The following is a 25,183-nucleotide window of genomic DNA, read 5'->3' as shown; positions in this document are numbered from 1 at the left end:
GTCCGGCAGGCGAACACGTCAGGCCGACGCGCGCATGGGCAGTCATGCGCGCGTCGGCGCGCCTCGCTCAGTCGCCCTGCACGCGTGCGTGGAGATGCATGTCGTGCCAGCCGTCCTGGTGGAGGGCGGCGCTGCGCCGGGTGCCCTCCAGGAGGTAGCCGGCCTTGCCGGCCACCCGGCAGGACGCCTCGTTGGCGGTGGCGTGCATCAGCTCCAGGCGGTGGAAGCCGATCTCGTCGAAGGCCCAGCGGGTGAGCACGGTCGTCGCCCGGGGTGCCACGCCCCGGCCGCGGGCCGCCCTGGTCGTCCAGTACGCGACCTCGGCCACGCCCTCGGCGAGCAGGATGCCGCGCAGCGCCACCCGCCCGAGCAGTTCGCCGGTGTCCGTGTCGACGACGGCCCACTGGGCGTTCCGCTCCTCCGCCCAGCTCTCGCGCCACTCCTCGATCCAGCCGGCGACCTCCTCCTCGGAGTCGGCGGCCCTGACGTGCCACTGGTGCATGGCCGGATCCTGGAAGGCGGCGTACACGGCGGGGGCGTCCTCGGCCCGCCACGGGCGCAGGAGCAGTCCGTCGCCGCTGCGGAGCACGGGCTGCGGGGCCCCCGAGAGGGTTCCGGCGGGCAGGACGGCGTCGGCAGTGAAGGGCATGAGCCGCATCCTGCCAACGGACCAGGGCCCGACCAACGGGTTTTCCGGCCCGTAGGCTTGACCCCGATGAGACGCCGTACGCCGCCCCCGCCCTCCCCGTTGCCGCAGCGCGACGGGATCGACCCGGTGCGGGTGCGGTTGCCCGGCGAGGGCACCTGGGCCACCGTGCGGGAGCACCTGGTGGAGCGGCTGGGCGCGGCGCGCGCCGGGGTCGTGGACGCCATGCTGGAGGCGGGGCTCGTCGTCGGCGCCGACGGGCGACCGGTGGCGCCGGGCGCGGCCTACGTACCGGGGATGTTCGTCTGGTACCACCGCGAGCTGCCGCCCGAGGTGCCCGTGCCGTTCCCGCTGGAGATCGTGCACCGCGACGAGCACATCGTCGTCGTCGACAAGCCGCACTTCCTGGCCACCACCCCGCGCGGCAGCCATGTCACCGAGAGCGCGCTGGCCCGGCTGCGGCGGGAGCTGGACATCCCCGCACTCGGCGCCGCGCACCGGCTCGACCGGCTCACCGCCGGACTCGTGCTGTTCACCGTGCGCCCCGAGGAGCGCGGCGCCTACCAGTCACTGTTCCGCGACCGCCTGGTGCGCAAGGCGTACGAGGCCGTCGCGCCGTACGACCCGGCGCTCACCCTGCCCCGGACCGTGCGCAGCCGGATCGTCAAGGAGCGCGGGGTCCTGGCCGCCTACGAGGTGGCGGGCGAGCCGAACGCCGTGAGTCGCGTCGAGCTCGTGGAGCACGGTGCGCGGGGACTCGGCCGGTACCGGCTGCTGCCCGCCACCGGGCAGACCCATCAGCTGCGCGTCCACATGAGCACGCTCGGCGTGCCCATCCTCGGCGATCCGCTCTATCCCGAGGTGGCCGCCCCCGTGCCGGCCGGTGACTTCCGGCGCCCGCTTCAGCTGCTGGCGCGGGAGCTGGAGTTCACCGATCCGGTCACGGGGACGGAGCACCGGCTACGCAGCGGCCGGGTGCTCGAGGCCTGGACGTCGTACGACGGCTGGGCCGCCGCCCCGTCGTCGGGCGCCGCTCAGTAGCCGCGCCACCAGGACAGGAAGCGCTGCCAGGCGTTGGGCCTGGGGACCGGCCCCGTCGACTGCGGGACGGGCGGCACGGACTGCGGCGCGGACTGCGACACCGAACGCGGCGCGGGCTCCGGTGCGGCCACCGGTTCGGGGGCGGGCGCCGGCGCGGGCCGCGGCGCCGTGCTCACCGGCCGCGTGAGGCGCTGCGGCGGGATCGGGGCGTGGCTCGGCTTGTGCTTGACGTCCTGCTGGTCCTTCGGCTCGAACCGGACCGGCAGCTCCACCAGGTGCCGTGAGGCGATCGACATCGTCCACCGCAACTCGTCCTCGTCGCAGTCGAGTTGCACGTCCGGCAGTCGCATCAGCAGGGCGTCGACGCCGACGTCGGCGATGGCGCGGCCGATGTCCTGGCCGGGGCACTCGTGCGGACCGCTGCCGAAGGCGAGGTGGGAGCGGTTGCCCTGCATGTGGGCGGACAGGTCGGGTCGCACCCGGGGGTCCACGTTGCCGGGCGCGGGCGCGAAGAAGAGACCGTCGCCCCGGCGGATCCGCTGACCGCCCAACTCCGTGTCCTGCTTGGCGAAGTAGCCGAAGATGGTGCTGAACGGGGGCTCGTCCCACAGGGACTGCTCGACCGCCTCCGCCACCGTCATCTGGCCGCCGTTGAGCTGGGCGAGGAAGCGCGGGTCGGTCAGGACCATGCGCAGCGCGTTGGAGAGCAGGTTGACGGTGGCCTCGTAGGCGGCGAAGAGCACCAGGCGCAGATGCTCCCGGACCTCGTCGTCGGTGAGTCCGGCCGGGTGGGTGATGAGGTGGCTGGTGAAGTCGTCCTCGGGCTCGGCCCGGCGGCGGGTGGTGAGCCGGGCGAGCGCCTGCACGACGTACTCGTGGCTGGCGACCGCGGTCTCGCTGCCCTTGAGCGCGTCGCGGGCGGCGTGCACCATCTTGTCGTTGTACTCGTCGGGCATGCCGAGGACATGGCACATCACGGCCATCGGCAGGTGCTCGGCGAAGTCGCCGACCAGGTCGGCCCGGCCCTCCTCGCAGAAGCGGTTGACCAGGCGCTGGCTGGAGCGGTTGATGTAGCGGCGCACGCTGCGGTCGTCGATGGTCGCCATGGCCGCGGTGACCGCGCCGCGCAGCCGCTTGTGCTCGTCGCCCTCGGCGTGGGCGCAGATGGGCTGCCAGGCCATGTGCGGCATGAGCGGGTGGTCGGGCCTGACCTTGCCGTCCAGCATCTGCGACCAGATGCGGCTGTCCTTGGTGAACTGCGAGGGGGTGCGCACCATGCGCAGGTTCTCGGCGTGCCCGAGGACCATCCACATCGGCAGGTCGTCGTGGAGCAGGACCGGCGCCACGGGGCCGTGTTCCTCGCGCAGCCGCTCGTACAGCTCGTTGAGGTCCTCCGCGCCGGGGCCGTAGAGGCGGGCCAGTCCGCCGGGTCCGCGGACGTGCGCGGGGCAGCCGGGCGGCGGGTCCAGGGCGAGGTCGTGCGGACCGTTCGGGGTGGGGTGTTCGGGAGTCACAGGGGGTCGCTCCGAAACTGTGCTGAATCCGGTGGTGGGGGAAGTGGTGCCGTGCGGGTCAGGTGAGGCTGCGGGTCAGAGCCAGGGAGTGCAGGAAGCGCATGAGGGTCATCAGGACGTCACGGCTGGAGGCGCGGCGGCGGACGTCGCACTCCACGATCGGGATCTCGGGCGGCAGGTCGAGGGCCGCGCGCAGGTCGTCGATGGGGTAACGGGGCCCGTCGGGGAAGGTGTTGACGGCGACGACGAAGGGCACTCCGCCTTCCTCGAGCCGGCCCATGACCTCGAAGCTGACCTCGAGGCGGCGGGTGTCGACCAGGACGACCGCGCCGAGCGCGCCCTCGAACAGTCCGTTCCACAGGAACCAGAAGCGTTCCTGGCCGGGCGTGCCGAAGAGGTAGAGCACGACCTGCTCGGTGATGCGGATCCGGCCGAAGTCCATGGCCACGGTGGTGGCGTTCTTGGTCTCGGAGCCGTAGTTGTCGTCGACCCCGATGCCCGCCTGGGTCATGGTCTCCTCGGTGGTCAGCGGCCTGATCTCGCTGACGGAGCCGACCATGGTGGTCTTGCCGACGCCGAAGCCGCCCACGATGACGATCTTCGCCGCGGCCGTGGTGGTGTGCGGCAGATGGTCCTCGGCCCGTGGGCCGGGGATCGTGTCAGAGCCGTTGAAGTCCATGCATCACCGCTTCGAGAAGGGAACGGTCGGGGAGCTGCTGCCGGACGATGGGGGCGCGTGCCTGTACGAGTTCGGCCGCCAGCATCTCGGTGAGCAGCACCGTCACCACGCTGAACGGCAGGCCGAGGTAGGCCGAGATCTCGGCCACGGACAGCGGGGCGGCGCACATCCGCAGGACCGCCGTCTGCTCCGGGGTGGCCGACGAGGGCGGTTCGGCACGCGCCACGACTAACGTGACGAGGTCGACGGGTGCGCGCTCGCCGTCCGCGCCCGTGATGATGTAGAGCCGCTCGGGGTTCTTGCCCTCCCCCTCCGCCCCCTCCTTCGGGTCGTTCGGGAGCGGTGGGGGCGGCGGGGGCGGTTGCGGCAGGGGTTGTCGCCGGCGGCGTTGCGGAGGAGTCATACGCTGTGCCCGTTGCGCCGGGGCGGACTGGTCAGATGGGCGCCGATGCGGACCACGAGGTCGCGCATCATGCCGCTCATCCGACTGGCCTCGCAGCGCACGTCGGCGAGGACGGCGAGGTAGGCGTTGGCGCCGGCCGACATCATGTAGAAGTAGCCGCCGCTCAGGTCGATGACGACCATGTCCATCTCGCCGGTGCTCGAGTGGATCTCCTGGCCGACCGCGGCGGCCAGGCTCTGGAGGCCCGCGCAGGCGGCGGCGACCCGGTCGGCGGCGTCGGGGTCACCGGCGTAGCGGGCGATGCGCAGCCCGTCGGCCGAGAGGACCACGATCATCTCGATGCCCGGAACCCCGTCGTAGAGCTCCTTGAGCAGCCAGTCGAAGTTTTGGCGCTGCTGGATCACGTGAGGTCCCCTTCATCGTCGGCCTCGGGCTTGGCCTTGTCTTCGAGCAGATGCACGTATGCGGTGGGATTGCGGGTGAAGTCGGTGGGGTGCACGCCGGGCGGGGCCGCTTTGACCAGGCCCTCCCAGAAGGCCTCGAACGCCAGGCCGGGCTCCCGCTTCTTCTGGGGCTCCGGCTCGGGCTCGGGCCGGCGCTGTGCGAACGGGTCGGGCTTGCCGAGGCGCTCGGCCTCCTGGGCGGCGTACGCCTCGGCGTAGCGCTGGGTGATCGGGATCGTGGTCTTGCTGCGGCGCTGCGGCAGACCCTGATCGGTCCACTCGGTGACCTCGGGCACCTCGTCGTCGGTCAGGGAGACTCCGGCCGGGATACGCGCGTTGGTGGGGCGGCGCTTCTTGGGCGGACGCTTGGGGCCCTCGCCGATCTGGCTCAGGTCGATCTGCGGTACGGCGGTGGCTCCGATGCCGTGCGCGAAGCCGGGGGCGGGGTCGGAGGTCTGCATCTCGCTCGGCACGATGAGGACGGCCCGGACGCCGCCGTAGGCCGAGGTGCGCAGCGAGACCTGGAGGTTGAACGACGTGCACAGACGGCCGACGACCGCGAGGCCCAGGCGCGGGGTGCCGCCCACGTCCTGGATGTCGACGCCCGCCTTGGCCTGCTCCAGCATGCGTTCGGCCTTGGCGCGGGCCTCTTCGCTGAGGCTGACGCCGGCGTCCTCGATCTCGATGGCGATGCCGGTCTGCACCTCGACGGCGTTGACGTGCACCTTGCTCTGCGGGGGCGAGTAGCGGGTGGCGTTGTCGAGGAGTTCCGCGAGCGCGTGGATGAGCGGCTCCACGGAGAGGCCGCGGATGTTCACCTTGGCGATGGAGTCCAGCTGGATGCGGCGGTACTCCAGGATCCGGGACATGGCGCCGCGCAGCACGCTGTACAGCGGGACCGGCTGGGGCCAGTTGCGGCCGGGCCGGCCGCCGCCGAGCACGCCGATGGAGTCGGCGAGGCGGCCGATCAGCGAGGTGCCGTGGTCGATGCGCAGCAGGTCGTCGAAGACCTCGGGGTTACGGCCGTGGTCCTCCTCCATCTCTCGCAGTTCCGCGGACTGCTGGTGGACGATGGCCTGCACCCGGCGGGCGATGCTGACGAAGGAGCGCTGGGCCGAGTCGCGCAGGGACTCCTCGTGGTCGACGATGTCGAGGATCTTCCTGATCACGGCGCGCTGCGCGTCGTCGAGGTCACGGAAGTCGGGATCACCCTCGCTGAAGTCGCGCATCACCTCCCTGGGGGAATTTCCGGCCCGCAGCCACTCCACCGCGTTGGGCACGAACTGCTCGGCGAGGCGGCGGTTCTCCTCCGCGTGGCCGGCCACCCGCCGTTCCAGGTACGCGACGCGCTGGTCCCGCTCCGCGCGCAGCTCCCGCAGGCGCCGCCCACGGCGCACCGACTCGGCTCCCGCCGCGATGACCAGGACGGTGGCGACGGCTCCGCAGACGCCGACGGCGAGCCGGGCCTGCGTCGCCACCAGGGCGACGGCGGCTCCGGTCGCCGCGGCCATCAGTATCGCCGGCAGCAACAGCACGCGCGCGTAGGGAAGTTCTCGGCGACCGGGTGGGGACTGAACACTCACCATGTGGGCACCCTCTGTAGGGATCTGTCGGCATCTTCGGGAAGTTTGGGAACAAGCGCACGAATACGCCTCAACTCGGTGCGCCGCGGGCGAGCTTAGTCCGACCGGATCATCGCCGTGTCATATTCCGCAACAGCCTGAAACCACTTCCGTACGTGGAGTAACCTCAGTCCATTTACACGCACGGCATTCGTTCGAACACCGTGCGTGATGCAGTACAGGCGTACGGAACAGTTCACCGGGACGGATGAGACGAGCACCCGCGAGCGGCTCGGGCGGTGTTCAGTTCCCCGCGATGCGCAGCGCCGCGTCGGCGGTGGCGCGGGCGAACTCCGAGACCGAGCGGTCGGGATCCGAGCGGTGCACGAGGATGACTCCCTCGATGAGACCGAAGACCAGGTCGGTGCGGAGATCCAGCGCGCTTTTCGCGAGCGCGCCGCCCGTCGCCGTGGCGGCGATCAACTGGCGGTAGGCGTCCTTGAGTTCGGCGCGCACGGCATGGAAGCCGGCGAACCGCTCGGTGCGCACCTCGGGCAGCAGGTAGAGGCCGCCGAGGTTGTGCGAGCCGCCGCACAGCAGCTCGACGTCGGTTCGGCACAGCTCCCACAGCCGGTCCTCGGCCGTCCGGCCGTCGTCCGCGAGCAGCTCACGGGCGTAGGCCAGCGAGGGCGTGACCGTCGACTCCAGCAGCGCGGCGAGCAGTTCCTCCTTGCCCGAGACGTAGTGGTACATGGAGGCCTGGCGCATTCCCGCGCGTTCGGCGACGGCCCGGGTGGTGGTGGCGGCGTAGCCGCGGGTGGTGAACAACTCCGCGGCGGCCACGAGCAGTTCGGCGCGCGGCGTGAGCCCGCTGTCCGGGCGCTGCGCGGCCCGCGGGCGGCCCACTCGACGTCCGCTGCTCGTCCCCATGCCTTCGATCCTCGCACACGGTGCCGGACGGCGATCTTCGGACGGCCCGGTGAGGAGTCGGTAACCGCCCCGCAACCGGAGGGCAACGGCGGCGACCCGCCCCGGACCTAATTTCTGTCGGGCGACAGAAATACCGCGACAGCGACGGAACCGAGCTGCGGAGGTCCGCAATGGCGGCGACAGCGACCACATACGGGGCACGCGCCCACGCCCGGGCGCAGGAGGGCGCCCGCGCCGAGGCCATGCCGGTCGTCCCGGCCCGGGACTGGCAGGACCCGCCCTGCGAGGCGGGCCACCTGGTGTGGGCCGAGACGCTCGCGGGCGGCAACTACACCCACCGGGTGCTCGCGCGCGGCACCGAGCTGCGCCTGACCGACCTGCACGGCGACGCCTGCGCCCATCTGCTCCTGCACGTGGACGGCAGGCCCTGGGAGCGGCTGAACGTCGCCGACACGGTCAAGGTGCAGTGGAACGCCTACCTCGGCGAGGGCGTGCTGCTCCTGTCCGACCAGGGACGCGTCCTCGCCTCGGTCGTCGCCGACACCGCCGGCCGGCACGACGCCCTGTGCGGCACCTCCACCCTCGTACGCAACACCGAGCGCTACGGCGACGGCAGCCCGCAGTCCGCCTCCCCGGCCGGCCGGGAGCTGTTCAAGCTGGCGGCCGCGAAGAACGGCCTGGAACCCCGTGACCTGCCGCCCTCGCTCTCCTTCTTCCAGGGGGTGCGGGTCCGCGACGACGGCACGCTCGACTTCACCGGCTCGGCGGGCCCGGGCGGCAGCGTCACCCTGCGCGCCGAGCAGGACGTGACGGTCCTGATCGCCAACGTGCCGCACCCGGCCGATCCCCGGCCGCAGTACGTCAGCACCCCGCTGGAGGTCCTCGCCTGGCGGGCGGCGGCCACCCACCCCGGCGACCCGCTGTGGGACGCCACCCCCGAAGGCCGCCGCGCCTTCCTCAACACCGCCGAATTCCTGACCGCGAGGGGGCTCGCATGAGCACGAAGACAGTGGTGGCGGCCCGCGCCTCCTGGTCCTCGGTCGTCCGTGAGGGCGAGACGCTGACCATCACCGACCTGCACGGCAACCAGGCCGTCGACTTCCTCGTGTACGACGCCCACGACACGTCCGTGCGCTACAGCGCGCCCGACACGATCCACGCCCAGGGCGGCATCTTCCTCACCACGGGCAGTGTGCTGATGTCCAACGAGCACACTCCGCTGATGACGGTGACCGCCGACGGCGTGGGCCGCCACGACACCGTCGGCGGCGCCTGCTCCAAGGAGTCCAACACCCTGCGCTACGGCCACCACACCTACGCGCAGCACGCGTGTGTGGACAACTTCCTCGCCGAGGGCGCCCGGCACGGGCTCGGCAAGCGGGACCTGGTCTCCAACATCAACTGGTACATGAACGTGCCCGTCGAGAAGGACGGCACCCTCGGCATCGTCGACGGTCTCTCCGCGCCGGGTCTCTCGCTCACGCTGCGCGCCGAACGGGACGTCCTCGTACTGGTCTCCAACTGCCCCCAGATCAACAACCCCTGCAACGGCTTCGAGCCGACGGCGGTGCGGATGACCATCGACGAGGCGGACGCCGCATGACCTTCGACACGCTGCTGGTCGCCAACCGGGGCGAGATCGCCGTCCGCGTCATCCGTACGGCCCGCGAACTCGGCCTGCGGACGGTGGCGGTGTACTCCGACGCCGACCGCTCGGCCGCCCACGTCCGGCTCGCCGACCAGGCCGTACGGCTCGGCCCGGCACCCGCGAAGGAGTCGTACCTCGACGCCGACCTGGTCCTGGCCGCGGCCAAGGACACCGGCGCGGGAGCGATCCACCCGGGCTACGGCTTCCTCTCCGAGGACGCGGCCTTCGCACGCCGCTGCGCCGACGCCGGGATCGTCTTCGTGGGCCCGACGCCGGAGCAGCTGGAGCTGTTCGGCGCCAAGCACACCGCGCGGGCGGCGGCTCAGGCGGCAGGAGTGCCGCTCGCCCCCGGCACCGGGCTGCTGGCGGACCTGCCCGAGGCGCTGGAACAGGCCCGGCTCGTCGGCTACCCGGTCATGCTCAAGGCCACCGGCGGTGGCGGCGGGATCGGCATGTCGACCTGTGGCTCGGCCGCCGAACTGACCGACGCCTGGGAGCGCGTCCAGCGTGTCGCCGCCGCGTCCTTCTCCTCGGCCGGCGTCTTCCTGGAACGGCTCGTGGAGCACGCCCGTCATGTCGAGGTGCAGGTCTTCGGCGACGGCGCGGGAAAGGTCGTCGTCCTCGGCGACCGGGACTGCTCCCTCCAGCGCCGCAACCAGAAGGTCGTGGAAGAAGCCCCGGCCCCCGGCCTTCCCCCGCGCGTTCGCGAGCAACTCGCTTCGAACGCACGCGACTTGTGTGCTTCGGTCGGCTATCGGTCCGCCGGCACCGTCGAGTTCGTCTACGACGCGGCCCGCGAAGAGGCCTACTTCCTGGAGGTCAACACCCGCCTTCAGGTGGAACATCCCGTCACCGAGGAGATCCACGGCGTCGACCTGGTCGCCTGGATGCTGCGCCTGGCGCGCGGCGAGCGGGACGTCGTACGCGACCCGGGCCCGCCCCGCGGCCACGCCGTCGAGGCACGCCTCTACGCGGAGGACCCCAGCCGCGACCACCGGCCCAGCGCCGGCCTGTTGACCCGGGTCGAGTTCCCGCAGGGCGTACGCGTCGACGGATGGGTGGAGACGGGCACCGAGGTGACGACGTCGTACGACCCGATGCTCGCGAAGGTGATCGCGTACGGCTCGGACCGGGATCACGCGCTGCGCCGCCTGGACGAGGCGCTGGCCAGGACCCGCGTGGACGGCATCGAGACGAACCTCGGGCTGGTCCGCGCGGCGCTGGCGGACTCCCGGTTCGTGACGGCGACCCACTCGACGGCGACCCTCGCCACCGTCACCGACCCGACCCCCCGCGTCGAGGTCGTCTCCGGCGGCACCCTCACCACCGTGCAGGACTGGCCCGGCCGCACCGGCCACTGGCAGGTCGGCGTCCCGCCCTCCGGCCCGATGGACGACCGCTCGTTCCGCCTCGGCAACCGGGCGCTCGGCAACCCCGAGGGCGCCCCGGGCCTGGAGTGCACCCTCCAGGGCCCGGCCCTGCGCTTCACCCACGCCACCACGGTGTGTGTGACGGGCGCGCCGGCCCCGGTCACCGTGGACGGCACGGCGGTGGCGCGGTGGGAGCCGGTGACCGTACCGGCCGGGTCCCTCCTGGAGATCGGCGCGCCCGGTGAGCACGGACTGCGGACGTACGTCCTGTTCGCGGGCGGCCTGGACGTGCCCGCCTTCCTGGGCAGCGCGAGCACGTTCACGCTGGGCCGCTTCGGCGGCCACGGCGGACGGGCGCTGCGCACGGGTGACGTCCTGCACGGCGGGACGGTCGTCGAGGGCAGCGCCGTACCTGTCCCGGACCGCCCGGAGTTCACCCCGGTCTGGCACCTGGGCGCGGTCGAAGGCCCGCACGCGGCACCGGAGTTCTTCACCGAGGACGACATCCGCGACTTCTACGCCGCCGACTGGAAGGTCCACTTCAACTCGGCCCGCACCGGTGTGCGCCTGGTCGGGCCCAAACCGCGCTGGGCCCGCACCGACGGCGGCGAGGCGGGCCTGCACCCGTCCAACATCCACGACACCCCCTATTCCGTGGGCGCCGTCGACTACACCGGCGACATGCCGGTGCTGCTCGGCCCGGACGGCCCGTCCCTCGGCGGGTTCGTGTGCCCGGCCACGGTGCTCAGCTCCGAGCGCTGGAAGCTGGGCCAGCTGCGCCCGGGCGACACGGTCCGCTTCGCGCCGGTGACCGGGGACGGCACGCCGCGCCCCGCGATCGTCGACGGGGGTGTGCTGGCCCGGGACGGCGACGTGACCTACCGGCGCAGCGGCGACGACAACCTGCTGGTCGAGTTCGGACCGCTCCAGCTGGACCTGGCGCTGCGCATGCGGGTCCACGCGCTGATGGAGGCGGTGGCCGCGGCGGACCTGGCCGGCGTCACCGATCTCACCCCGGGCATCCGCTCCCTGCAGATCCGCACGGACCCCGGCCGCCTCCCCCAGCGTGAACTCCTCGCGGTGGTACGGAAGATGACGGCCGCCCTGCCGCCCTCGGACGAACTGGTCGTCCCCTCCCGCACCGTGCACCTGCCGCTGTCCTGGGACGACCCCGCGACCCGCGAGGCCATCGCCCGCTACATGGCGGGCGTCCGCGACGACGCCCCCTGGTGCCCCTGGAACATCGAGTTCATCCGCCGGGTCAACGGCCTGGACGCGGTGGCGGACGTCTACGACACGGTGTTCGCCGCGGAGTACCTGGTCCTGGGCCTCGGAGACGTCTACCTGGGCGCCCCGGTCGCCACCCCGCTCGACCCGCGCCACCGCCTGGTGACGACGAAGTACAACCCCGCGCGCACCTGGACGGCCGAGAACTCGGTGGGCATCGGCGGCGCGTACCTCTGCGTCTACGGCATGGAGGGGCCCGGCGGCTACCAGTTCGTGGGCCGGACGACCCAGGTGTGGTCGCCCTGGCAGCAGCGCGGCGCGTTCGAACCGGGGTCGCCCTGGCTGCTGCGCTTCTTCGACCGGATCCGCTGGTATCCGGTCGACGCGGACGAACTCCTCGAACTGCGGGCCGACATCATCTCGGGGCGCTTCGTGCCGCGCGTCGAGGAGGGCACCTTCTCGCTCGCCGGGTACCAGGCCTTCCTCGCCGAGAACGCCGGCCCCATAGCGGAGTTCAGGTCCCGCCAGCAGACCGCGTTCACGGCCGAGCGGGCCGCCTGGGAGGCGGCCGGCGAGTTCGCGCGGGCCGCGGCCGCCGAGGCGCCGGCCGCTCCCCCGGCCGAGGTGGCGGTACCACCGGGCGGCCGCCTGGTCGAGGCCGAGTTCGCCGCCTCCGTCTGGCAGCTGAACGTGTCGCCGGGCGACGAGGTGACGGCGGGGCAGCCGCTGCTCGCCCTGGAGGCGATGAAGATGGAGTCCAGGGTGCACGCGCCGGTCGACGGCGTGGTGGCACAGATCCTGGCCCGCCCCGGCGACCAGGTCGAGGCGGGGACGGCACTGCTCGTCCTGGCCCCGGCCGCGAGCTGACCCGGCCGATCCGCCCGACACCACGCAAGGAGCACGCATGTCCACGACTGTGTCCCGCGTCCGCGCCGCCTACGCCCGCATCGAGGCCACGGACCGCCCGGAGATCTGGATCGACCTTCGGCCGCGGGCGGACGTCGAGGCGGAGGCCCGCACGCTCGACGAACGGCTGGCGCGCGGTGAGCGTCTCCCGCTCGCCGGCCGGCTGCTCGCCGTCAAGGGCAACATCGACGTGGCGGGACTGCCCACCACCGCGGGCTGCCCGGCGTACGCCTACCGGCCCGCCGCCGACGCCCCGGTCGTCGCCCGGCTCCGCGCGGCCGGCGCGCTGGTGCTGGGCACCACCAACCTGGACCAGTTCGCGACCGGCCTGGTCGGCACCCGCTCCCCGCACGGCGCGGTGCGGGGCGCCGTCGACCCGTCACGGGTGAGCGGCGGTTCCAGCTCCGGTTCGGCCGTCGCGGTGGCCCTCGGCATCGCCGACCTCGCCCTGGGCACGGACACGGCGGGTTCCGGGCGGGTCCCGGCCGCCTTCAACGGCATCGTCGGTCTCAAGCCCACCCGTGGGCTGGTCCCCACCGAGGGCGTCGTCCCGGCCTGCGCCTCGATCGACTGTGTGACGGTCTTCGCCCGCACGCTCCCCGAGGCGGAACGGGCCCTGGCCCACATGGCGTCGCCGGCCGGCCGCGCCCTCCCCTCGCTCCCCGCCCGCGCTCCCGGACCCTGGCGGATCGCGGTCCCGCCCCTCGACCAGTTGGGTGAGCTGGACCAGGGCTGGGCGGCGGCCTACGAGGCGGCGGTACGGCGGCTCGGGGCGGCCGGGGCCGAGATCCGCGGCATCGACCTCGCCCCGTTCACCGAGGCCGCCGCGATGCTCTACGAGGGCGCGTTCGTCGCCGAGCGCTACACCGCCGTGGGTGCGTTCGTCGACAAGTCGACCGCGGAGGGCGGCGAGGGTCTGGATCCGACGGTGGCGGGCATCATCACCCGGGCCCGGGACATCCCGGCCCATCGGCTCTACACGGACACCGAACGCCTGACGGCCCTGCGCACCCGCGCCCTGGCCGAACTGGCCGACTCGGACGCCCTGTTGCTGCCCACCACGCCCGGCCACCCCACCCTCGCCGAGGTCGCCGCCGACCCGCTGGGCGCCAACGCCCGCCTGGGCCGGTTCACCAACTCCACCAACCTCTTCGACCTGGCGGCGGCGGCCGTCCCGGCGGGCGAGGTGAACGGCCTGCCCTTCGGCGTGATGCTGGTCGGCCCGGCCTTCACGGACGACCGGCTGGCCCGGATCGCGGACCTGCTGCGCCCCGAGGTGTACCTGGCGGTGGCGGGCGCCCATCTGACCGGCCAGCCCCTCAACCCCCAACTGCTGTCCCTGGGCGCGGTGCTGGACCGTACGACCACCACGTCCCCCGTCTACCGCCTGCACGCCCTGCGCACGGACCCGCCCAAGCCGGGTCTCGTGCACGTGGGCGAGAGCGAGGGCGGCGCCGCGATCGAGGTGGAGATCTGGCGCCTCCCGGCGGAGGGTCTCGGCAACCTGCTCGCCGCGCTGCCCCGCCCGATGACCCTGGGCGGCGTCGAACTCGCCGACGGCACCCGGGTCCCCGGCTTCCTGTGCGAACCGGGCGCCCTCGGCGACGCGACGGACATCACGACGTACGGGGGCTGGCGGGCGTATCTCGACCAGCGCTGAGGCGGGCTGCCGAGAAGCGCGGGGCCGCATCGACATGCGGCCCCGCCGCGCGGGCGCGACCCGCACAGCCCGCGCCCGCCGGACGACATCACCCCACCGACGAGTAGGCGACAACCCCCCGCAACAGCTCGTCGACCGCCTTTCGGGCGTTCTTCGCCACCGTCGAGCCCCCGGCCGAGGCGGGCGCCGCCGCCGCGATCTGCCCCAGTACGTCGATGACCTGCTTGCACCAGCGCACGAAGTCACCGGCGGGCATCTCCGCCTCGCGCAGCACCTCGTCGAGGCCCTTGCCGGAGGCCCACATATAGGCCGACCAGGCGAAGCCGAGATCGGGCTCGCGCTGGCCCACGCCTTCGGTCTGGCTGATCCGGAAGTCCTCCTCCAGGGCGTCCAGCCGGCCCCAGATGCGCACCATCTCGCCGAGCGCGGCCTTCGCCTTGCCCGAGGGCAGCTTCGGCGCCATGGCGTCGTCCCCGGCCCGCGACTCGTAGACCAACGCCGAGACGCAGGCGGCCAGTTCGGCGGGGGCCAGCCCCTCCCAGACGCCCGCGCGCAGGCATTCGCTCGCGAGCAGATCGAGTTCGCCGTAGAGCCGGGCGAGCCGCTTGCCGTGCTCGGTGACCTCGTTGCCCCGCAGATAGTCGAGCTCGGTCAGGAGCGCCACGATCCGGTCGAACGTCCGGGCGATCGTGTTGGTGCGTCCTTCGATACGACGCTCCAGCTGCGAGGTGTCCCGCAGCAGCCGGTGGTAGCGCTCGGCCCAGCGGGCGTGGTCCTCGCGGTCGGAGCAGCCGTGGCAGGGGTGCGCCCGGATCTCGGTGCGCAGCCGGGCGATCTCCCGGTCGTCGGCGGCCTGCGAGCGCTGCTTGCGGGCCCGCTCCGGCGGGATGTGCCCGGCCTTGGTGCGCAGCGCGGAGGCGAGATCGCGGCGGGACTGCGGCGAGCGCGGATTGAACGACTTCGGGATCCGCATCCGGTCCAGCGCCTCGACCGGCACCGGGAAGTCCATCGAGGCCAGCCGCTTGACCTGGCGCTCGGAGGTGAGGACCAGTGGACGCGGCCCGTCGTGCTGCTCGAAGCCGCGATGGCCGTTGGCCCGGCCGGCGGGCAGGCCCGGGTCGAGCACCAGCGCAAGTCCGGCGTACTTGCCGGTGGGCACGTGGATGACGTCCCCCGGCTTGAGCTTCTCCAGCGCCACGGCGGCCTCGACGCGCCGCTGGCTCGCGCCCTGCTTGGCCAGTTCGGTCTCGCGGTCCTTGAGGTCGCGGCGCAGCCGCGCGTACTCGTCGAAGTCGCCGAGGTGGCAGGTCATGGAGGCCTTGTAGCCCTCCAGCCCCTCTTCGTTGCGCTGCACCTGCCGGGAGATCCCGACCACCGACCGGTCCGCCTGGAACTGCGCGAACGAGGTCTCCAGCAGCTCGCGCGAGCGGTGCCGCCCGAACTGCTCCACCAGGTTGACCGCCATGTTGTACGACGGCTTGAAGCTGGAACGCAGCGGGTACGTGCGGGTGCCCGCGAGCCCGGCGAGGTGCTCGGGGCTCATCGCGCGCTGCCAGAGCACGACGGCGTGCCCCTCGACGTCGATGCCCCGTCGGCCCGCGCGGCCGGTGAGCTGGGTGTACTCGCCGGGGGTGATGTCGGCGTGCTGCTCGCCGTTCCACTTGACGAGCTTCTCCAGCACCACCGAGCGGGCGGGCATGTTGATCCCGAGGGCGAGCGTCTCGGTGGCGAAGACGGCCTTGACCAGGCCGCGCACGAACAGCTCCTCGACGACCTCCTTGAAGGTCGGCAGCATGCCCGCGTGGTGGGCGGCGATGCCGCGCTCCAGGCCCTCCAGCCACTCGTAGTAGCCGAGGACGTGCAGGTCCTCGTGGGGGATGGCGGCGGTGCGCTCCTCGACCAGGGCGCGGACCTCGGCGCGCGCCTCCTCGTCGTTCAGCCGCAGCCCGGCATGCAGGCACTGCTGGACGGCGGCCTCGCAGGCGGCACGGCTGAAGATGAAGGTGATGGCGGGCAGCAGCCCGGCGGCGTCGAGCCGCTCGATGACCTCCGGCCGTGCCGGTGTCCACACCCGCGACCGCTGCCTGCGCTCCCGCTCTCTGTCGGCCTCGCGCATGTTGCGGCCACGCCTGCGGTCCTGGTACGAGGGCCGGCTCGCCTCCATGCGGGCCAGCCGCGTGAGGTCGGGGTTGACGGCTCTGCGCTGGCCCTCGCCCTCCTCGAACAGGTCGTACATCCGCCGCCCGGCGAGCACGTGCTGGAACAGCGGCACGGGCCGGTGCTCGGAGACGATCACCTCGGTGTCGCCGCGCACGGTGTCCAGCCAGTCGCCGAACTCCTCGGCGTTGGACACGGTCGCCGACAGCGAGACCAGGGTGACCGACTCGGGGAGGTGGATGATCACCTCTTCCCACACGGCGCCCCGGAAGCGGTCGGAGAGGTAGTGCACCTCGTCCATCACCACGTACCCGAGGCCGAGGAGGGTCTGCGAGCCGGCGTACAGCATGTTCCGCAGCACCTCGGTGGTCATCACGACCACCGGGGCGTCGGAGTTGACGCTGTTGTCGCCGGTGAGCAGGCCGACCTTCTCGCTGCCGTAGCGCCGGCACAGGTCGGAGTACTTCTGGTTCGACAGCGCCTTGATGGGCGTCGTGTAGAAGCACTTCTTGCCCTGTTGGAGGGCGAGGTGGACGGCGAACTCGCCCACGATCGTCTTGCCCGAGCCGGTGGGGGCGGCCACCAGGACGCCCTTGCCCGCCTCGAGTGCCCGGCAGGCCTCGATCTGGAAGGGGTCGAGACCGAAGTCGTACATCTCGCGGAAGGACGCGAGCGAAGTGGCCTGCTCGACAGCGCGCTTGCGTGCTGCCGCGTACCGCTCGGCCGGTGAGAGATCCTCTGTCATCGTGCTTTCGAGCGTACCGGGCCGCACTGACAACAGGACGATCATTATCCGGATCCGGTCTTGCCAAACCTCGGTACGCCCAGCTCACGGGCGCACGGGCGGCCCGTTTCAGGGGCCGATGAGCCGCACCGCGCCCGGCACGCACCGCGCGGTGAGCGGCAGCTCCCCGAGCCGCTCCCCGTCCGCGTAGCCCGAGACGCCCGCCGCGCCGATCCCGACCATCGCCGCCCGGAGCACGGTGACCTTCGGATGGTCGATGTGCGTCCCCCGGTACACCTTCGGGAACACCCGCAGCAGCGTCCTGCGGCGGCAGTCCCCGACGATCGTGACGTCGAACAGTCCGTCGGTGAGGTCGGCGCCGGGGCAGATCCGCATGCCGCCGCCGTAGGAGGATCCGTTGCCGACGGCGACGAGGGTGGCCTCGACCTCCCGGACGGCTCCGTCGTCGAGCGTGATCCGGTACGGGAACGGGCGGAAGGCGGCCAGTTCCGCGAGCATCGCGAGGTCGTACCTGGCGCGTCCGACGGGCCATCGCATGCGGTTGCCCCGGTCGTTGACGCGGGAGTCGAAGCCGGAGGCGAGGACGGTGCCGAACCAGCGGTCGCCGACCCTGCCGAGGTCGATGTCGCGGATCCGGGCGCCCTTGAGGGCGTCGGCGACCAGCCGGGCCGCGGCCGCCGGATCGCGGACGGGCAGGCCGAGGGCGCGGGCGAAGTCGTTGCCGGTGCCGGCGGCGACCAGGCCGAGCGGGGTACGGGTGCCGGCGACGGCCTGGAGCGCGAGGTGGGCCAGCCCGTCGCCGCCGACGGCGATCAGGGCGCCGGTGCCGTCGGCGACCGCGGCACGCGCGCGTACGAGGGCGTCCTCGGCGTCCACGCCGAGGACCGTGCGCACCGTGTAGCCGGCCGCCCGCAACGCGGAAGCGGCCGGCCGCGCTGCGTGAGCGCCCCGGCCGCGGCCCGCCGCGGGATTGACGAAGAGGGTGATCTCGCTGGTCACGGGGATGACCTTAGGAGCTCTCCGGCACTCGTCAGGTCACGTCGTCATAACCGTTCACCCGCTCCGTGGTCGACTGCTCCGGCAGCGCGCGGCTCGCGGTCACCGACTCGACCTCGCCGATGGCCTCGGGACGGAGGTCCAGCTCGGAGGCCTCGTCGTCGGCGGGCCCGAGGGCATCGCGGCGGCGCCTGCGCCGGTCGTTCAGCAGGGAGAAGGCGGTCGCGCCGAAGTACAGGATCCAGATCGGTCCGGCGAGCGCCAGCATCGAGATGGGGTCGGTGCTGGGCGTGGCGACGGCGGCGAACACCGTGATGCCGATGATCATTGCCCGCCACCAGCCGAGCATGCGCTTGCCGGTGACCATGCCGGTGAGGTTGAGGAAGACCAGCAGCAGCGGCAGCTCGAAGGACAGGCCGAAGACGACGACCATGCGCGTGACGAGCTGGAGCAGGTCGTCGAGCGGCAGGAGGTTGCTGACGCCGCCCGGGGTGAAGTCGATCAGCACCTTCGCGGTGGTCGGCAGCACCATGTAGGCGAAGTAGCCGCCGCCGATGAAGAGCGGGGCGCCCATGCCGACGAACGCGTAGGCGTACTTGCGCTCGTGGTTGTGCAGGCCGGGGGCGATGAAGGCCCACAGCTGGTAGAGCCAGACCGGCGAGGCGAAGACGATCCCGGCCATCAGGGAGACCTGAAGGGCGAGCGTGAAGGGCGCGAGCAGACCGTTGATCGTGATGCTCGCGCACTTGTTGGTGGCATCGCCCGACTTGAGCTGGCCCGCGATCTCTTCGAAAGTCTTCCCGCAGCCGACCGAGTCGAGGATCGGCTTGGTGAGGAAGTTGATGATGTCGTTGTAGAAGAAGGCGGCTACGACCGTCACGACGACGATGGCCAGCATCGCCTTCGCGAGCCGGTTGCGGAGCTCACGAAGATGATCCGCGAGGGGCATCCGCCCCTCGGGGTCCTTCTCCTGTTTGCGGGCAGGCTTCAGCAACCCACGTTCCCATCTCGTGCGGCGGGCCGGAGGTCACCGGCCCTGCGTCAGCGCTTGGTCGTGTCCGTCGGCTCGGTGACCGGACGGGAGCTGGTCACGTCGCCGGGGGAGGCCTGGATGGTGCGCTGAGCCGGGGGCTGCTCGCCGTCGTTGGGCGGGCCGGCCGGAGTGGTCGTGCTGCCGCCGTCTTCCTTCATCGCCTTCGCCTCGCTCTTGAGGATGCGAGCGGACTTGCCGAGCGAGCGCGCCATGTCGGGAAGCTTCTTGGCGCCGAACAGCAGGATGACGACGACGAGGATGAGAATGATCTCGGGGGCGCCGAGCCTTCCGAACATAAGTCTTTACCTTCTCACCGAGGCTGCGGGGGTGGGTTGCCGTCCGACCGGTCGGACACCTGTCCGAACGATCGTGTTGACAGCGATCGTAACGCTCAGGGGTAAACGTGAGGCAATCCCTGTGCGTACTCCCGGTCCGCGGTCCGGGCCTCGTTCTCCGAGCCGCGACCAGCAGCGTACCTGCCCTCCCCACCGGGGCGGGAGGGCGAAGTGGCCCAAAACGCATTGGCCGCAGGACTCACAGGACGCCCACAGCGCCGCCCGAGGGTCGCCACAGCGGCCGTCACAGGGTGTCCACAGCGCGGGCCGCGCTCGCGGCCGCCCGTTCCAGATCCTGGGCCGCCCGGTCGATCCGGCGCGCGGACTCCGCGACCTGCCGCCCCAGAAGCCGCGCCTCCGAGAAGACCCGTACGGCGAACACCGCGAGGACGGCGAGACCGGCGAAACCCATGGCAACCGCGAACATCGGCCAGAACATGGGGCCGAGCCTAGACCGTCCTAGGGGGTGTGCAGCCGCAGGGTCCTGACCCCGCCGCCGGTGAGCAGCTCGACGATCCGCTCGCCGGCCGGCTTGCGCACGGCGGCACCGCAGTCGGGGCAGGTGAACGAGTAGAAAGTGGTCCGGCTGGACGCGCCGATCGCCAGGCGCAGAGCGCTCGCCGCCAGCTCGAAGGCACCCCGGCAGTCGGGGCACCCGGCCCGGAAGCGCACCGGACCCGCGCTCCGCATGCCGGCGAACGCGGAGGCCACCGAGATGCCCCGCACACCGGACGCCGTCGACTCGCTCAAAGCCCCTGCTCCCGCCCCTCGAACCGACTTCCCACCCGCTGTCCCGGCTGCTCGCCGTGCACCGCGTGCGGCCCCTCGGCCGCGCCCGGCGCCTCGATCCCGTCGTACGCCGCCAGCGCCTCACGGGCGGCCCGGCGGGCGCTGTCGGCCAGCTCCGGCGGCGACACGATCCGGCCGTCCCGGCCGAGCCGCAGCGCCAGCCGCCTGAGCGAGGCGGGTTCGGGCGTGCGCAGGGTAATACGCAGTCCGCCGTCGGGAAGCTCATCGGCGCTGTCGTGCGGGTAGTACTCGGCGACCCAGCGACCGCCCGGGCCGACCTCGACGACGACCTCCGGGTCCTCGGCGGCCGGCTGCACGAGCCCCTCCGACAGGTCCCGGAGCTCGATCTCGGGCGGTGCGGACGGCTCGTCGAGGATCTTGATCTCGGCGACCCGGTCCAGCCGGAAGGTGCGGCGCGCCTCGGAACGGCGGCACCAGGCCTCCACGTAGGTGTGCCCGACGCTGACCAGCCGGATGGGGTCGATCTCGCGCTCGGTGACCTGGTCGCGCGCGGGCGAGTAGTAGCGGATCCACAGCCGGCGCCGCTCGGAGATCGCCCGGTCGACGTCCGCGAAGACCCCGCCCTCGGACTCGAACGTCACCGACAGCCGCGCGCTCGCGCCCGCCGCCTCACCGGCCGCCGCCTCCACCTTGGCGGTCGCCCGCAGCAGCGCCTGCCGGTCGCCCTCGCGCAGGCCGGGCAGCGTGGACACCGCCCGGGCCGCCACCAGCAGCGCGGTCGCCTCGTCGGCGGCCAGCCGCAGCGGTTCGGCGGCCTCCGCGCCGAGCGCGGCCGGGTTGTGCCACCAGATGCGCTCACCGTCGGTGTCGATGTCCAGGAGATCGCCGCCGCGGAAGCTGGTGCCGCACATCGGCAGCACGTCGAGGTCCGAGACCAGTTCGTCCTCGGTGATCCCGAACGCGCGCGCCACGTCCTCGATCCGCGCGCCGGGGCGCTCCCTGAGATACGTCACCAGGGAGAGCATCCGCCGCGTCTGGTCGATGGCGTTCGTCGGCCTGACCGGTTTGCCTGCCACTGTGTTGCTCGCTCCCCCTCAGCCCTTGGCCACGGCGCGTAGCCGGTCCACGACGTCCGCGCGCAGCTCGGCGGGTTCGAGGACCACCACGTCCGGCCCGAACTCCACCAGCCAGGCGTCCAGCCCGTGCCCGTACGGAATCTCCAACTCGTCCCAGCCGTCGCCGAGTTCCCGCACCGCGGTGGCCTTCGCCCGCAAGGGGTATCCGGCGTCCGTGCGCAGCCGGATCAGGGCGCTGCGGTCGGCGGTCTCGCCCGCCCAGCTCGCGACGGTCTCACGAACGGTGACGACATCGGGGACCGGCACGGTGAAGCTCGCCCCGCGCGAGCGCACCTTGCCGGTGATCCGCGACAGCCGGAAGACCCGCTCGGCGCCCCGGTCGCGGTCGAAGCCGGCCAGGTACCAGTGGCCGCGCCAGCACTCCAGCGCCCACGGCTCGACGTGCCGGGGCTCCGGGTGCGCGGCGGTGGCCTTGCGGTAGTCGAACGTGACGGGCCGACGGTCGCGGCAGGCCAGCATCAGCGGCTCGAACGCGGCCTCGTGCACGGGGATCCGTGGCTCCAGAGCGCCGTGTGCCTCGTACGGGTCGACGTCCTCGGGGAGCCCCGCCGCGCGCAGCTTCTGCAGGGCGCCGCTCGCGGCACCGGCCAGCCGCGCCTGCTGCCACACCTTGGCGGCCAGGCCCAGCGCCGCGGCCTCCTCGGCGTCCAGGGTGATGGCCGGCAGCCGGTTGCTGTCGCGCCGGGCGAGATAGCCGATCTCGCCGTCCAGGCTCTCCACGGTCTCGATGACCAGGCCGAGCTCGCGAAGATCGTCCTTGTCCCGCTCGAACATCCGGTTGAAGGAGTCGTCCGACCCCGCCCCGCCGTTGCCCGGCCGGAAGGTCTCGACATACGCCTCGATGGAATCGCGCAGCTCACGCTTGCTGAGCGGCCGGCGCGTCCCGAGCAGGCACAGCGCCAGGTTCATCAGCCGCTCGGCCTTGGCAATGGCCATCGACGCCCTTCGCCTCCCCTATGGTGCTTACGATCGACGACCGTACCGCCCCGCGGCGCCCGGACAAAAGCCGAGGGTCCATGCCCGGGCGGGCATGGACCCCAGGTGATCAACACTGGTCGTACGACGGTCAGACCCCGAGCAGGTCCACGACGAAGATCAGCGTCTCGCCGGGCTTGATCGCCGGGGTGGGGCTCTGGTTGCCGTAGGCGAGGTGGGCCGGGATGGTCAGCTGGCGACGGCCGCCGACCTTCATGCCCTGCACGCCCTGGTCCCAGCCCTTGATGACGCGTCCGCCACCGAGCGGGAAGCGGAACGGCGTCCCGCGGTTCCAGCTGGCGTCGAACTCCTCACCGGTGCTGAAGGCGACACCGACGTAGTGGACGCTGACGTTGTGGCCGGCCTGCGCGACCTCGCCGTCACCCTCCCAGATGTCCTTGATCTCGAGGTCCGCCGGGGGCTCGCCGCCGGGGAAGTCGATCTCGGGCTTGTCAATGCTCACGTCACTGGCTCCTGCATGTCTCACGGAAAGGCAACACGGACAGTCTTACACCTTCGCCCGCCTCACACCTTGGCGATGATGTCCACCGAGAAGACCATCGTGGAGTCCTTCTCGATGCCGCTGCCGCTCGGCGGGCTGTCGCCGTAACCCAGCGAGGGCGGAACGACGATGACGACCCGGCTGCCCACCTTCTTGCCGGTCAGTCCCTGCGCCCAGCCCTTGACCACCTGCTGGAGCGAGAACGAGGTCAGCGAACTGCGGCTGTACGAGGAGTCGAACTCCTTGCCCGTCTCCCAGACGACGCCCTTGTACTGCACCAGCACGGTGTCGTCCGCCGCGAGCTTCGGCCCGTCTCCCTCGATCACGTAGTTCGACACCAGCTTGGTCGGCGGGTCCGACTTGGGGATCTCGATCGAGGGCGCCTTGCCGTCGGTGTTCGTCCCCACCTTCGGCACGGCGGCGTCGTCCTGCGGCACGTCCTTGCCCTTGGCCGAGCTCTTCGCGTTGAACGTGTCCTGGATGTCGAAGACGAACACCAGCGTGTCGGTGCCCTTGATGCCCGTGTCCGCGTCGCCGTCCTTGCCGAAGGCCCAGGTCGGCGGCACCGAGAAGAGCACCCGGCTGCCGGTCTTCTTGCCCGTCAGCGCATAGCGCCAGCCGTCGATCGTGCCGCCCTGCGCGAGCTGGGTGAACAGCGGCTTCTTGGTGTCGTAGGTGTTGAGGAGGACCTTCGCGCTGTCCCAGATCTGGCCGAGACAGTTGGCCTGGATGTAGTCGTTCTCCGCGACGGTCTTGCCGCTGCCCGCGATCACCGTCTTCACCGCCAGCTGGTCCGAGGGCTCACCGGTGCCCTTGGCGACCGTCGGCTTCTCATCGAACTTCACGCCCGCCGTGATGGCCGGCAGCGGGCCGTCGACGATCTTCGGTGGAGGGGTGGCCCCGGCGGAGGACGACGCGCTGTCGCTCGCCTTGCTCGAGTCGGACTTTTCGTCGCCGCACGCGGCGAGAGTGACCAGTCCCGCGGGTACGGCGGCAAGGATGAGTGAGCGTCGGCGCACGATGAAAGCCTCGTAATCGGTCGATCTTCTGATGGCGTGCGCGCTACCTTAGCGACGTTTGTGGACATGCGAAGGGCGCCGTACGGGAACGTACGGCGCCCGTGTCGCGTTCCGCACGGCGTGCGGAACACGTCCCTCACATTCCGGCGATCAGCTTCTCCACCCGGTCGTCCACCGACCGGAACGGGTCCTTGCACAACACGGTGCGCTGTGCCTGGTCGTTGAGCTTCAGGTGCACCCAGTCCACCGTGAAGTCCCGGCGCTGTTCCTGTGCGCGACGGATGAAGTCGCCGCGCAACCGGGCCCTGGTGGTCTGCGGCGGCACCGACTTGCCCTCGAAGATCTTCAAGTCGTTGCAGATCCGCGCGGCTTGGCCCTTTCGCTCCAACAGGTAGTACAGACCACGACGACGGTGAATGTCGTGATAAGCGAGGTCTATCTGCGCCACCCGCGGATTCGACATGGTCATGTTGTGCTTGGCCCGGTACCGCTCGATGAGCTTGTACTTCATCACCCAGTCGATCTCGGTGCCGATCCGGTCGAGGTCCTCCGCCTCGATCGCGTCCAGCGTGCGGCCCCACAGCTCCAGGACCTGGTCGACGGTGCCGGTACGCACACCCCGGCGCTCGACGAAGTCCACGGCCTTCTCGTAGTACTCCCGCTGCACCTCCAGCGCGGAGGCCTCCCGGCCGCTGGCCAGCCGCACCTTGCGCCGGCCGGTGATGTCGTGGCTGACCTCGCGGATCGCCCGGATCGGGTTCTCCAGCGTCAGATCCCGCATCACCGTGCCCGCCTCGATCATGCGCAGCACCAGGTCGGTCGCGCCGACCTTGAGCAGCATGGTCGTCTCGGACATGTTGGAGTCGCCGACGATGACATGCAGACGGCGGTAGCGCTCGGCGTCCGCGTGCGGCTCGTCGCGCGTGTTGATGATGGGCCGCGAGCGGGTCGTCGCGGAGGAGACGCCCTCCCAGATGTGCTCGGCCCGCTGACTGACGCAGTAGACCGCCCCACGGGGCGTCTGAAGCACCTTGCCCGCGCCGCACAGCAGCTGGCGGGTCACCAGGAACGGGATCAGGATGTCCGCGAGCCGGGAGAACTCCCCGTGCCGGGCCACCAGGTAGTTCTCGTGGCAACCATAAGAGTTGCCCGCCGAGTCCGTGTTGTTCTTGAAGAGGTAGACGTCGCCCGCGATTCCTTCCTCGTGCAGGCGTCGTTCCGCGTCCACCAGGAGTCCTTCGAGAATGCGCTCGCCGGCCTTGTCGTGGGTGACCAACTCGGTCACGTTGTCACATTCCGGTGTCGCGTATTCCGGATGCGATCCCACGTCGAGATAGAGGCGGGCGCCGTTTCGCAGAAAGACATTGCTGCTTCGGCCCCATGACACGACACGGCGGAAGAGGTACCGCGCCACCTCGTCGGGAGACAGCCGGCGCTGTCCCCTGAACGTACATGTGACGCCGTACTCGTTCTCCAGCCCGAAAATGCGGCGGTCCATGAGTGAAC

23 protein-coding genes are annotated in these 25,183 nt (G+C 71.8%); 5 read left to right on the top strand and 18 right to left on the bottom strand.

The genetic code is table 11. From position 1 onward, the window contains the following. Window positions 1–67 precede the first annotated feature (67 nt). Window positions 68–649 carry a GNAT family N-acetyltransferase gene (locus tag OHU34_RS33885; RefSeq protein ID WP_142269464.1) on the bottom strand — a complete coding sequence of 194 codons (582 nt, stop codon included), beginning with the start codon at window positions 647–649 and terminating at the stop codon, window positions 68–70. A 66-nt stretch (window positions 650–715) separates the two neighbouring features. On the opposite strand from OHU34_RS33885, the gene OHU34_RS33880 reads away from it, so the two are divergent. Further along, window positions 716–1,687 carry an RluA family pseudouridine synthase gene (locus OHU34_RS33880; protein WP_142269465.1) on the top strand — a complete coding sequence of 324 codons (972 nt, stop codon included), beginning with the start codon at window positions 716–718 and terminating at the stop codon, window positions 1,685–1,687. On the opposite strand, the gene OHU34_RS33875 is transcribed toward OHU34_RS33880, so the two are convergent. From OHU34_RS33875 to OHU34_RS33850, 6 genes are all read right to left on the bottom strand, one after another. After that, window positions 1,681–3,201, bottom strand: coding sequence for a cytochrome P450 (locus OHU34_RS33875; protein ID WP_230196399.1), 1,521 nt, complete (start codon window positions 3,199–3,201; stop codon window positions 1,681–1,683). The two genes, OHU34_RS33880 and OHU34_RS33875, sit on opposite strands and share 7 nt — an antisense overlap. A gap of 58 nt (window positions 3,202–3,259) precedes the next feature. Next, the gene (locus OHU34_RS33870) at window positions 3,260–3,880 is read right to left on the bottom strand and encodes a GTP-binding protein (RefSeq protein ID WP_405769931.1); all 621 of its coding nucleotides are present in this window, start codon (window positions 3,878–3,880) and stop codon (window positions 3,260–3,262) included. Beyond that, window positions 3,861–4,283, bottom strand: coding sequence for a DUF742 domain-containing protein (locus tag OHU34_RS33865; RefSeq protein WP_142269467.1), 423 nt, complete (start codon window positions 4,281–4,283; stop codon window positions 3,861–3,863). The genes OHU34_RS33870 and OHU34_RS33865 overlap by 20 nt, the downstream gene beginning before the upstream one ends. Next, window positions 4,280–4,687: a roadblock/LC7 domain-containing protein gene (locus tag OHU34_RS33860; protein WP_020128346.1), complete on the bottom strand. Its 408-nt coding sequence runs from the start codon at window positions 4,685–4,687 to the stop codon at window positions 4,280–4,282. Before OHU34_RS33860 ends, OHU34_RS33865 begins: the two co-directional genes overlap by 4 nt. After that, a complete protein-coding gene (locus tag OHU34_RS33855; protein ID WP_230196397.1) occupies window positions 4,684–6,312 on the bottom strand; it encodes a sensor histidine kinase KdpD in 1,629 nt (542 codons plus the stop codon). Before OHU34_RS33855 ends, OHU34_RS33860 begins: the two co-directional genes overlap by 4 nt. 279 nt (window positions 6,313–6,591) lie before the next feature. Next, window positions 6,592–7,218, bottom strand: a complete 627-nt coding sequence (locus OHU34_RS33850) for a TetR/AcrR family transcriptional regulator (RefSeq protein ID WP_142269468.1) — start codon at window positions 7,216–7,218, stop codon at window positions 6,592–6,594. Between the two features lie 170 nt (window positions 7,219–7,388). Here OHU34_RS33850 and OHU34_RS33845 point away from each other — a divergent pair, with 170 nt between their 5' ends. The 4 genes from OHU34_RS33845 to atzF are packed head-to-tail and all read left to right on the top strand — an operon-like array spanning window position 7,389 to window position 14,029. After that, window positions 7,389–8,216 carry an urea amidolyase associated protein UAAP1 gene (locus tag OHU34_RS33845; RefSeq protein ID WP_142269469.1) on the top strand — a complete coding sequence of 276 codons (828 nt, stop codon included), beginning with the start codon at window positions 7,389–7,391 and terminating at the stop codon, window positions 8,214–8,216. Next, window positions 8,213–8,821 (top strand): urea amidolyase associated protein UAAP2, encoded by a 609-nt coding sequence (locus tag OHU34_RS33840; protein WP_142269470.1) that lies wholly within the window; start codon window positions 8,213–8,215, stop codon window positions 8,819–8,821. The genes OHU34_RS33845 and OHU34_RS33840 overlap by 4 nt, the downstream gene beginning before the upstream one ends. Then, the gene (locus OHU34_RS33835) at window positions 8,818–12,330 is read left to right on the top strand and encodes a 5-oxoprolinase/urea amidolyase family protein (protein WP_405769926.1); all 3,513 of its coding nucleotides are present in this window, start codon (window positions 8,818–8,820) and stop codon (window positions 12,328–12,330) included. The genes OHU34_RS33840 and OHU34_RS33835 overlap by 4 nt, the downstream gene beginning before the upstream one ends. 37 nt (window positions 12,331–12,367) lie before the next feature. After that, window positions 12,368–14,029, top strand: coding sequence for an allophanate hydrolase (gene atzF / locus OHU34_RS33830; RefSeq protein ID WP_142269472.1), 1,662 nt, complete (start codon window positions 12,368–12,370; stop codon window positions 14,027–14,029). A gap of 88 nt (window positions 14,030–14,117) precedes the next feature. Here atzF and OHU34_RS33825 read toward each other — a convergent pair whose 3' ends face one another. From OHU34_RS33825 to pafA, 11 genes are all read right to left on the bottom strand, one after another. After that, window positions 14,118–16,976, bottom strand: coding sequence for an RNA helicase (locus tag OHU34_RS33825; protein WP_020128339.1), 2,859 nt, complete (start codon window positions 16,974–16,976; stop codon window positions 14,118–14,120). 63 nt (window positions 16,977–17,039) lie between these two features. Further along, entirely contained in the window at window positions 17,040–17,930 is an 891-nt protein-coding gene (locus OHU34_RS33820) for a diacylglycerol kinase (RefSeq protein WP_230196395.1), read from the bottom strand. A 31-nt stretch (window positions 17,931–17,961) separates the two neighbouring features. After that, window positions 17,962–18,921 carry a twin-arginine translocase subunit TatC gene (tatC, locus tag OHU34_RS33815; protein ID WP_200840051.1) on the bottom strand — a complete coding sequence of 320 codons (960 nt, stop codon included), beginning with the start codon at window positions 18,919–18,921 and terminating at the stop codon, window positions 17,962–17,964. A 47-nt stretch (window positions 18,922–18,968) separates the two neighbouring features. Next, the gene (gene tatA / locus OHU34_RS33810; protein WP_020128336.1) at window positions 18,969–19,256 is read right to left on the bottom strand and encodes a Sec-independent protein translocase subunit TatA; all 288 of its coding nucleotides are present in this window, start codon (window positions 19,254–19,256) and stop codon (window positions 18,969–18,971) included. A 283-nt stretch (window positions 19,257–19,539) separates the two neighbouring features. Then, entirely contained in the window at window positions 19,540–19,734 is a 195-nt protein-coding gene (locus OHU34_RS33805) for a hypothetical protein (protein WP_020128335.1), read from the bottom strand. 20 nt (window positions 19,735–19,754) lie between these two features. After that, window positions 19,755–20,045: a hypothetical protein gene (locus tag OHU34_RS33800; RefSeq protein ID WP_062646924.1), complete on the bottom strand. Its 291-nt coding sequence runs from the start codon at window positions 20,043–20,045 to the stop codon at window positions 19,755–19,757. Then, entirely contained in the window at window positions 20,042–21,121 is a 1,080-nt protein-coding gene (locus tag OHU34_RS33795) for a YafY family protein (protein ID WP_142269474.1), read from the bottom strand. The genes OHU34_RS33800 and OHU34_RS33795 overlap by 4 nt, the downstream gene beginning before the upstream one ends. 18 nt (window positions 21,122–21,139) lie before the next feature. After that, entirely contained in the window at window positions 21,140–22,117 is a 978-nt protein-coding gene (locus tag OHU34_RS33790; RefSeq protein WP_142269475.1) for a YafY family protein, read from the bottom strand. Window positions 22,118–22,247: 130 nt separating this feature from the next. Continuing rightward, window positions 22,248–22,619: an FKBP-type peptidyl-prolyl cis-trans isomerase gene (locus tag OHU34_RS33785; protein ID WP_020128331.1), complete on the bottom strand. Its 372-nt coding sequence runs from the start codon at window positions 22,617–22,619 to the stop codon at window positions 22,248–22,250. A 62-nt stretch (window positions 22,620–22,681) separates the two neighbouring features. Further along, window positions 22,682–23,677 (bottom strand): FKBP-type peptidyl-prolyl cis-trans isomerase, encoded by a 996-nt coding sequence (locus OHU34_RS33780; protein WP_405769920.1) that lies wholly within the window; start codon window positions 23,675–23,677, stop codon window positions 22,682–22,684. A gap of 136 nt (window positions 23,678–23,813) precedes the next feature. After that, on the bottom strand, window positions 23,814–25,175 hold the full coding sequence (pafA, locus tag OHU34_RS33775) for a Pup--protein ligase (protein ID WP_020128329.1): 1,362 nt from the start codon (window positions 25,173–25,175) through the stop codon (window positions 23,814–23,816). Window positions 25,176–25,183: the final 8 nt, after the last annotated feature.

The organism is Streptomyces sp. NBC_00080, from assembly GCF_045041255.1.
In the GTDB taxonomy this organism is placed as follows: domain Bacteria; phylum Actinomycetota; class Actinomycetes; order Streptomycetales; family Streptomycetaceae; genus Streptomyces; species Streptomyces coriariae.
Note: the sequence above shows the minus strand (reverse complement) of the source record. Positions and strands in the feature narration are given on the sequence as shown.

Coding starts and splice junctions, on each gene's coding strand:
- OHU34_RS33885 (WP_142269464.1), bottom strand. CDS start 649: ATGCCCTTCACTGCCGACGCCGTCCTGCCCGCCGGAACCCTCTCGGGG.
- OHU34_RS33880 (WP_142269465.1), top strand. CDS start 716: ATGAGACGCCGTACGCCGCCCCCGCCCTCCCCGTTGCCGCAGCGCGAC.
- OHU34_RS33870 (WP_405769931.1), bottom strand. CDS start 3,880: ATGGACTTCAACGGCTCTGACACGATCCCCGGCCCACGGGCCGAGGAC.
- OHU34_RS33865 (WP_142269467.1), bottom strand. CDS start 4,283: ATGACTCCTCCGCAACGCCGCCGGCGACAACCCCTGCCGCAACCGCCC.
- OHU34_RS33855 (WP_230196397.1), bottom strand. CDS start 6,312: ATGGTGAGTGTTCAGTCCCCACCCGGTCGCCGAGAACTTCCCTACGCG.
- OHU34_RS33850 (WP_142269468.1), bottom strand. CDS start 7,218: ATGGGGACGAGCAGCGGACGTCGAGTGGGCCGCCCGCGGGCCGCGCAG.
- OHU34_RS33845 (WP_142269469.1), top strand. CDS start 7,389: ATGGCGGCGACAGCGACCACATACGGGGCACGCGCCCACGCCCGGGCG.
- OHU34_RS33840 (WP_142269470.1), top strand. CDS start 8,213: ATGAGCACGAAGACAGTGGTGGCGGCCCGCGCCTCCTGGTCCTCGGTC.
- OHU34_RS33835 (WP_405769926.1), top strand. CDS start 8,818: ATGACCTTCGACACGCTGCTGGTCGCCAACCGGGGCGAGATCGCCGTC.
- atzF (WP_142269472.1), top strand. CDS start 12,368: ATGTCCACGACTGTGTCCCGCGTCCGCGCCGCCTACGCCCGCATCGAG.
- OHU34_RS33825 (WP_020128339.1), bottom strand. CDS start 16,976: ATGATCGTCCTGTTGTCAGTGCGGCCCGGTACGCTCGAAAGCACGATG.
- tatA (WP_020128336.1), bottom strand. CDS start 19,256: ATGTTCGGAAGGCTCGGCGCCCCCGAGATCATTCTCATCCTCGTCGTC.
- OHU34_RS33805 (WP_020128335.1), bottom strand. CDS start 19,734: ATGTTCTGGCCGATGTTCGCGGTTGCCATGGGTTTCGCCGGTCTCGCC.
- OHU34_RS33790 (WP_142269475.1), bottom strand. CDS start 22,117: ATGGCCATTGCCAAGGCCGAGCGGCTGATGAACCTGGCGCTGTGCCTG.
- pafA (WP_020128329.1), bottom strand. CDS start 25,175: ATGGACCGCCGCATTTTCGGGCTGGAGAACGAGTACGGCGTCACATGT.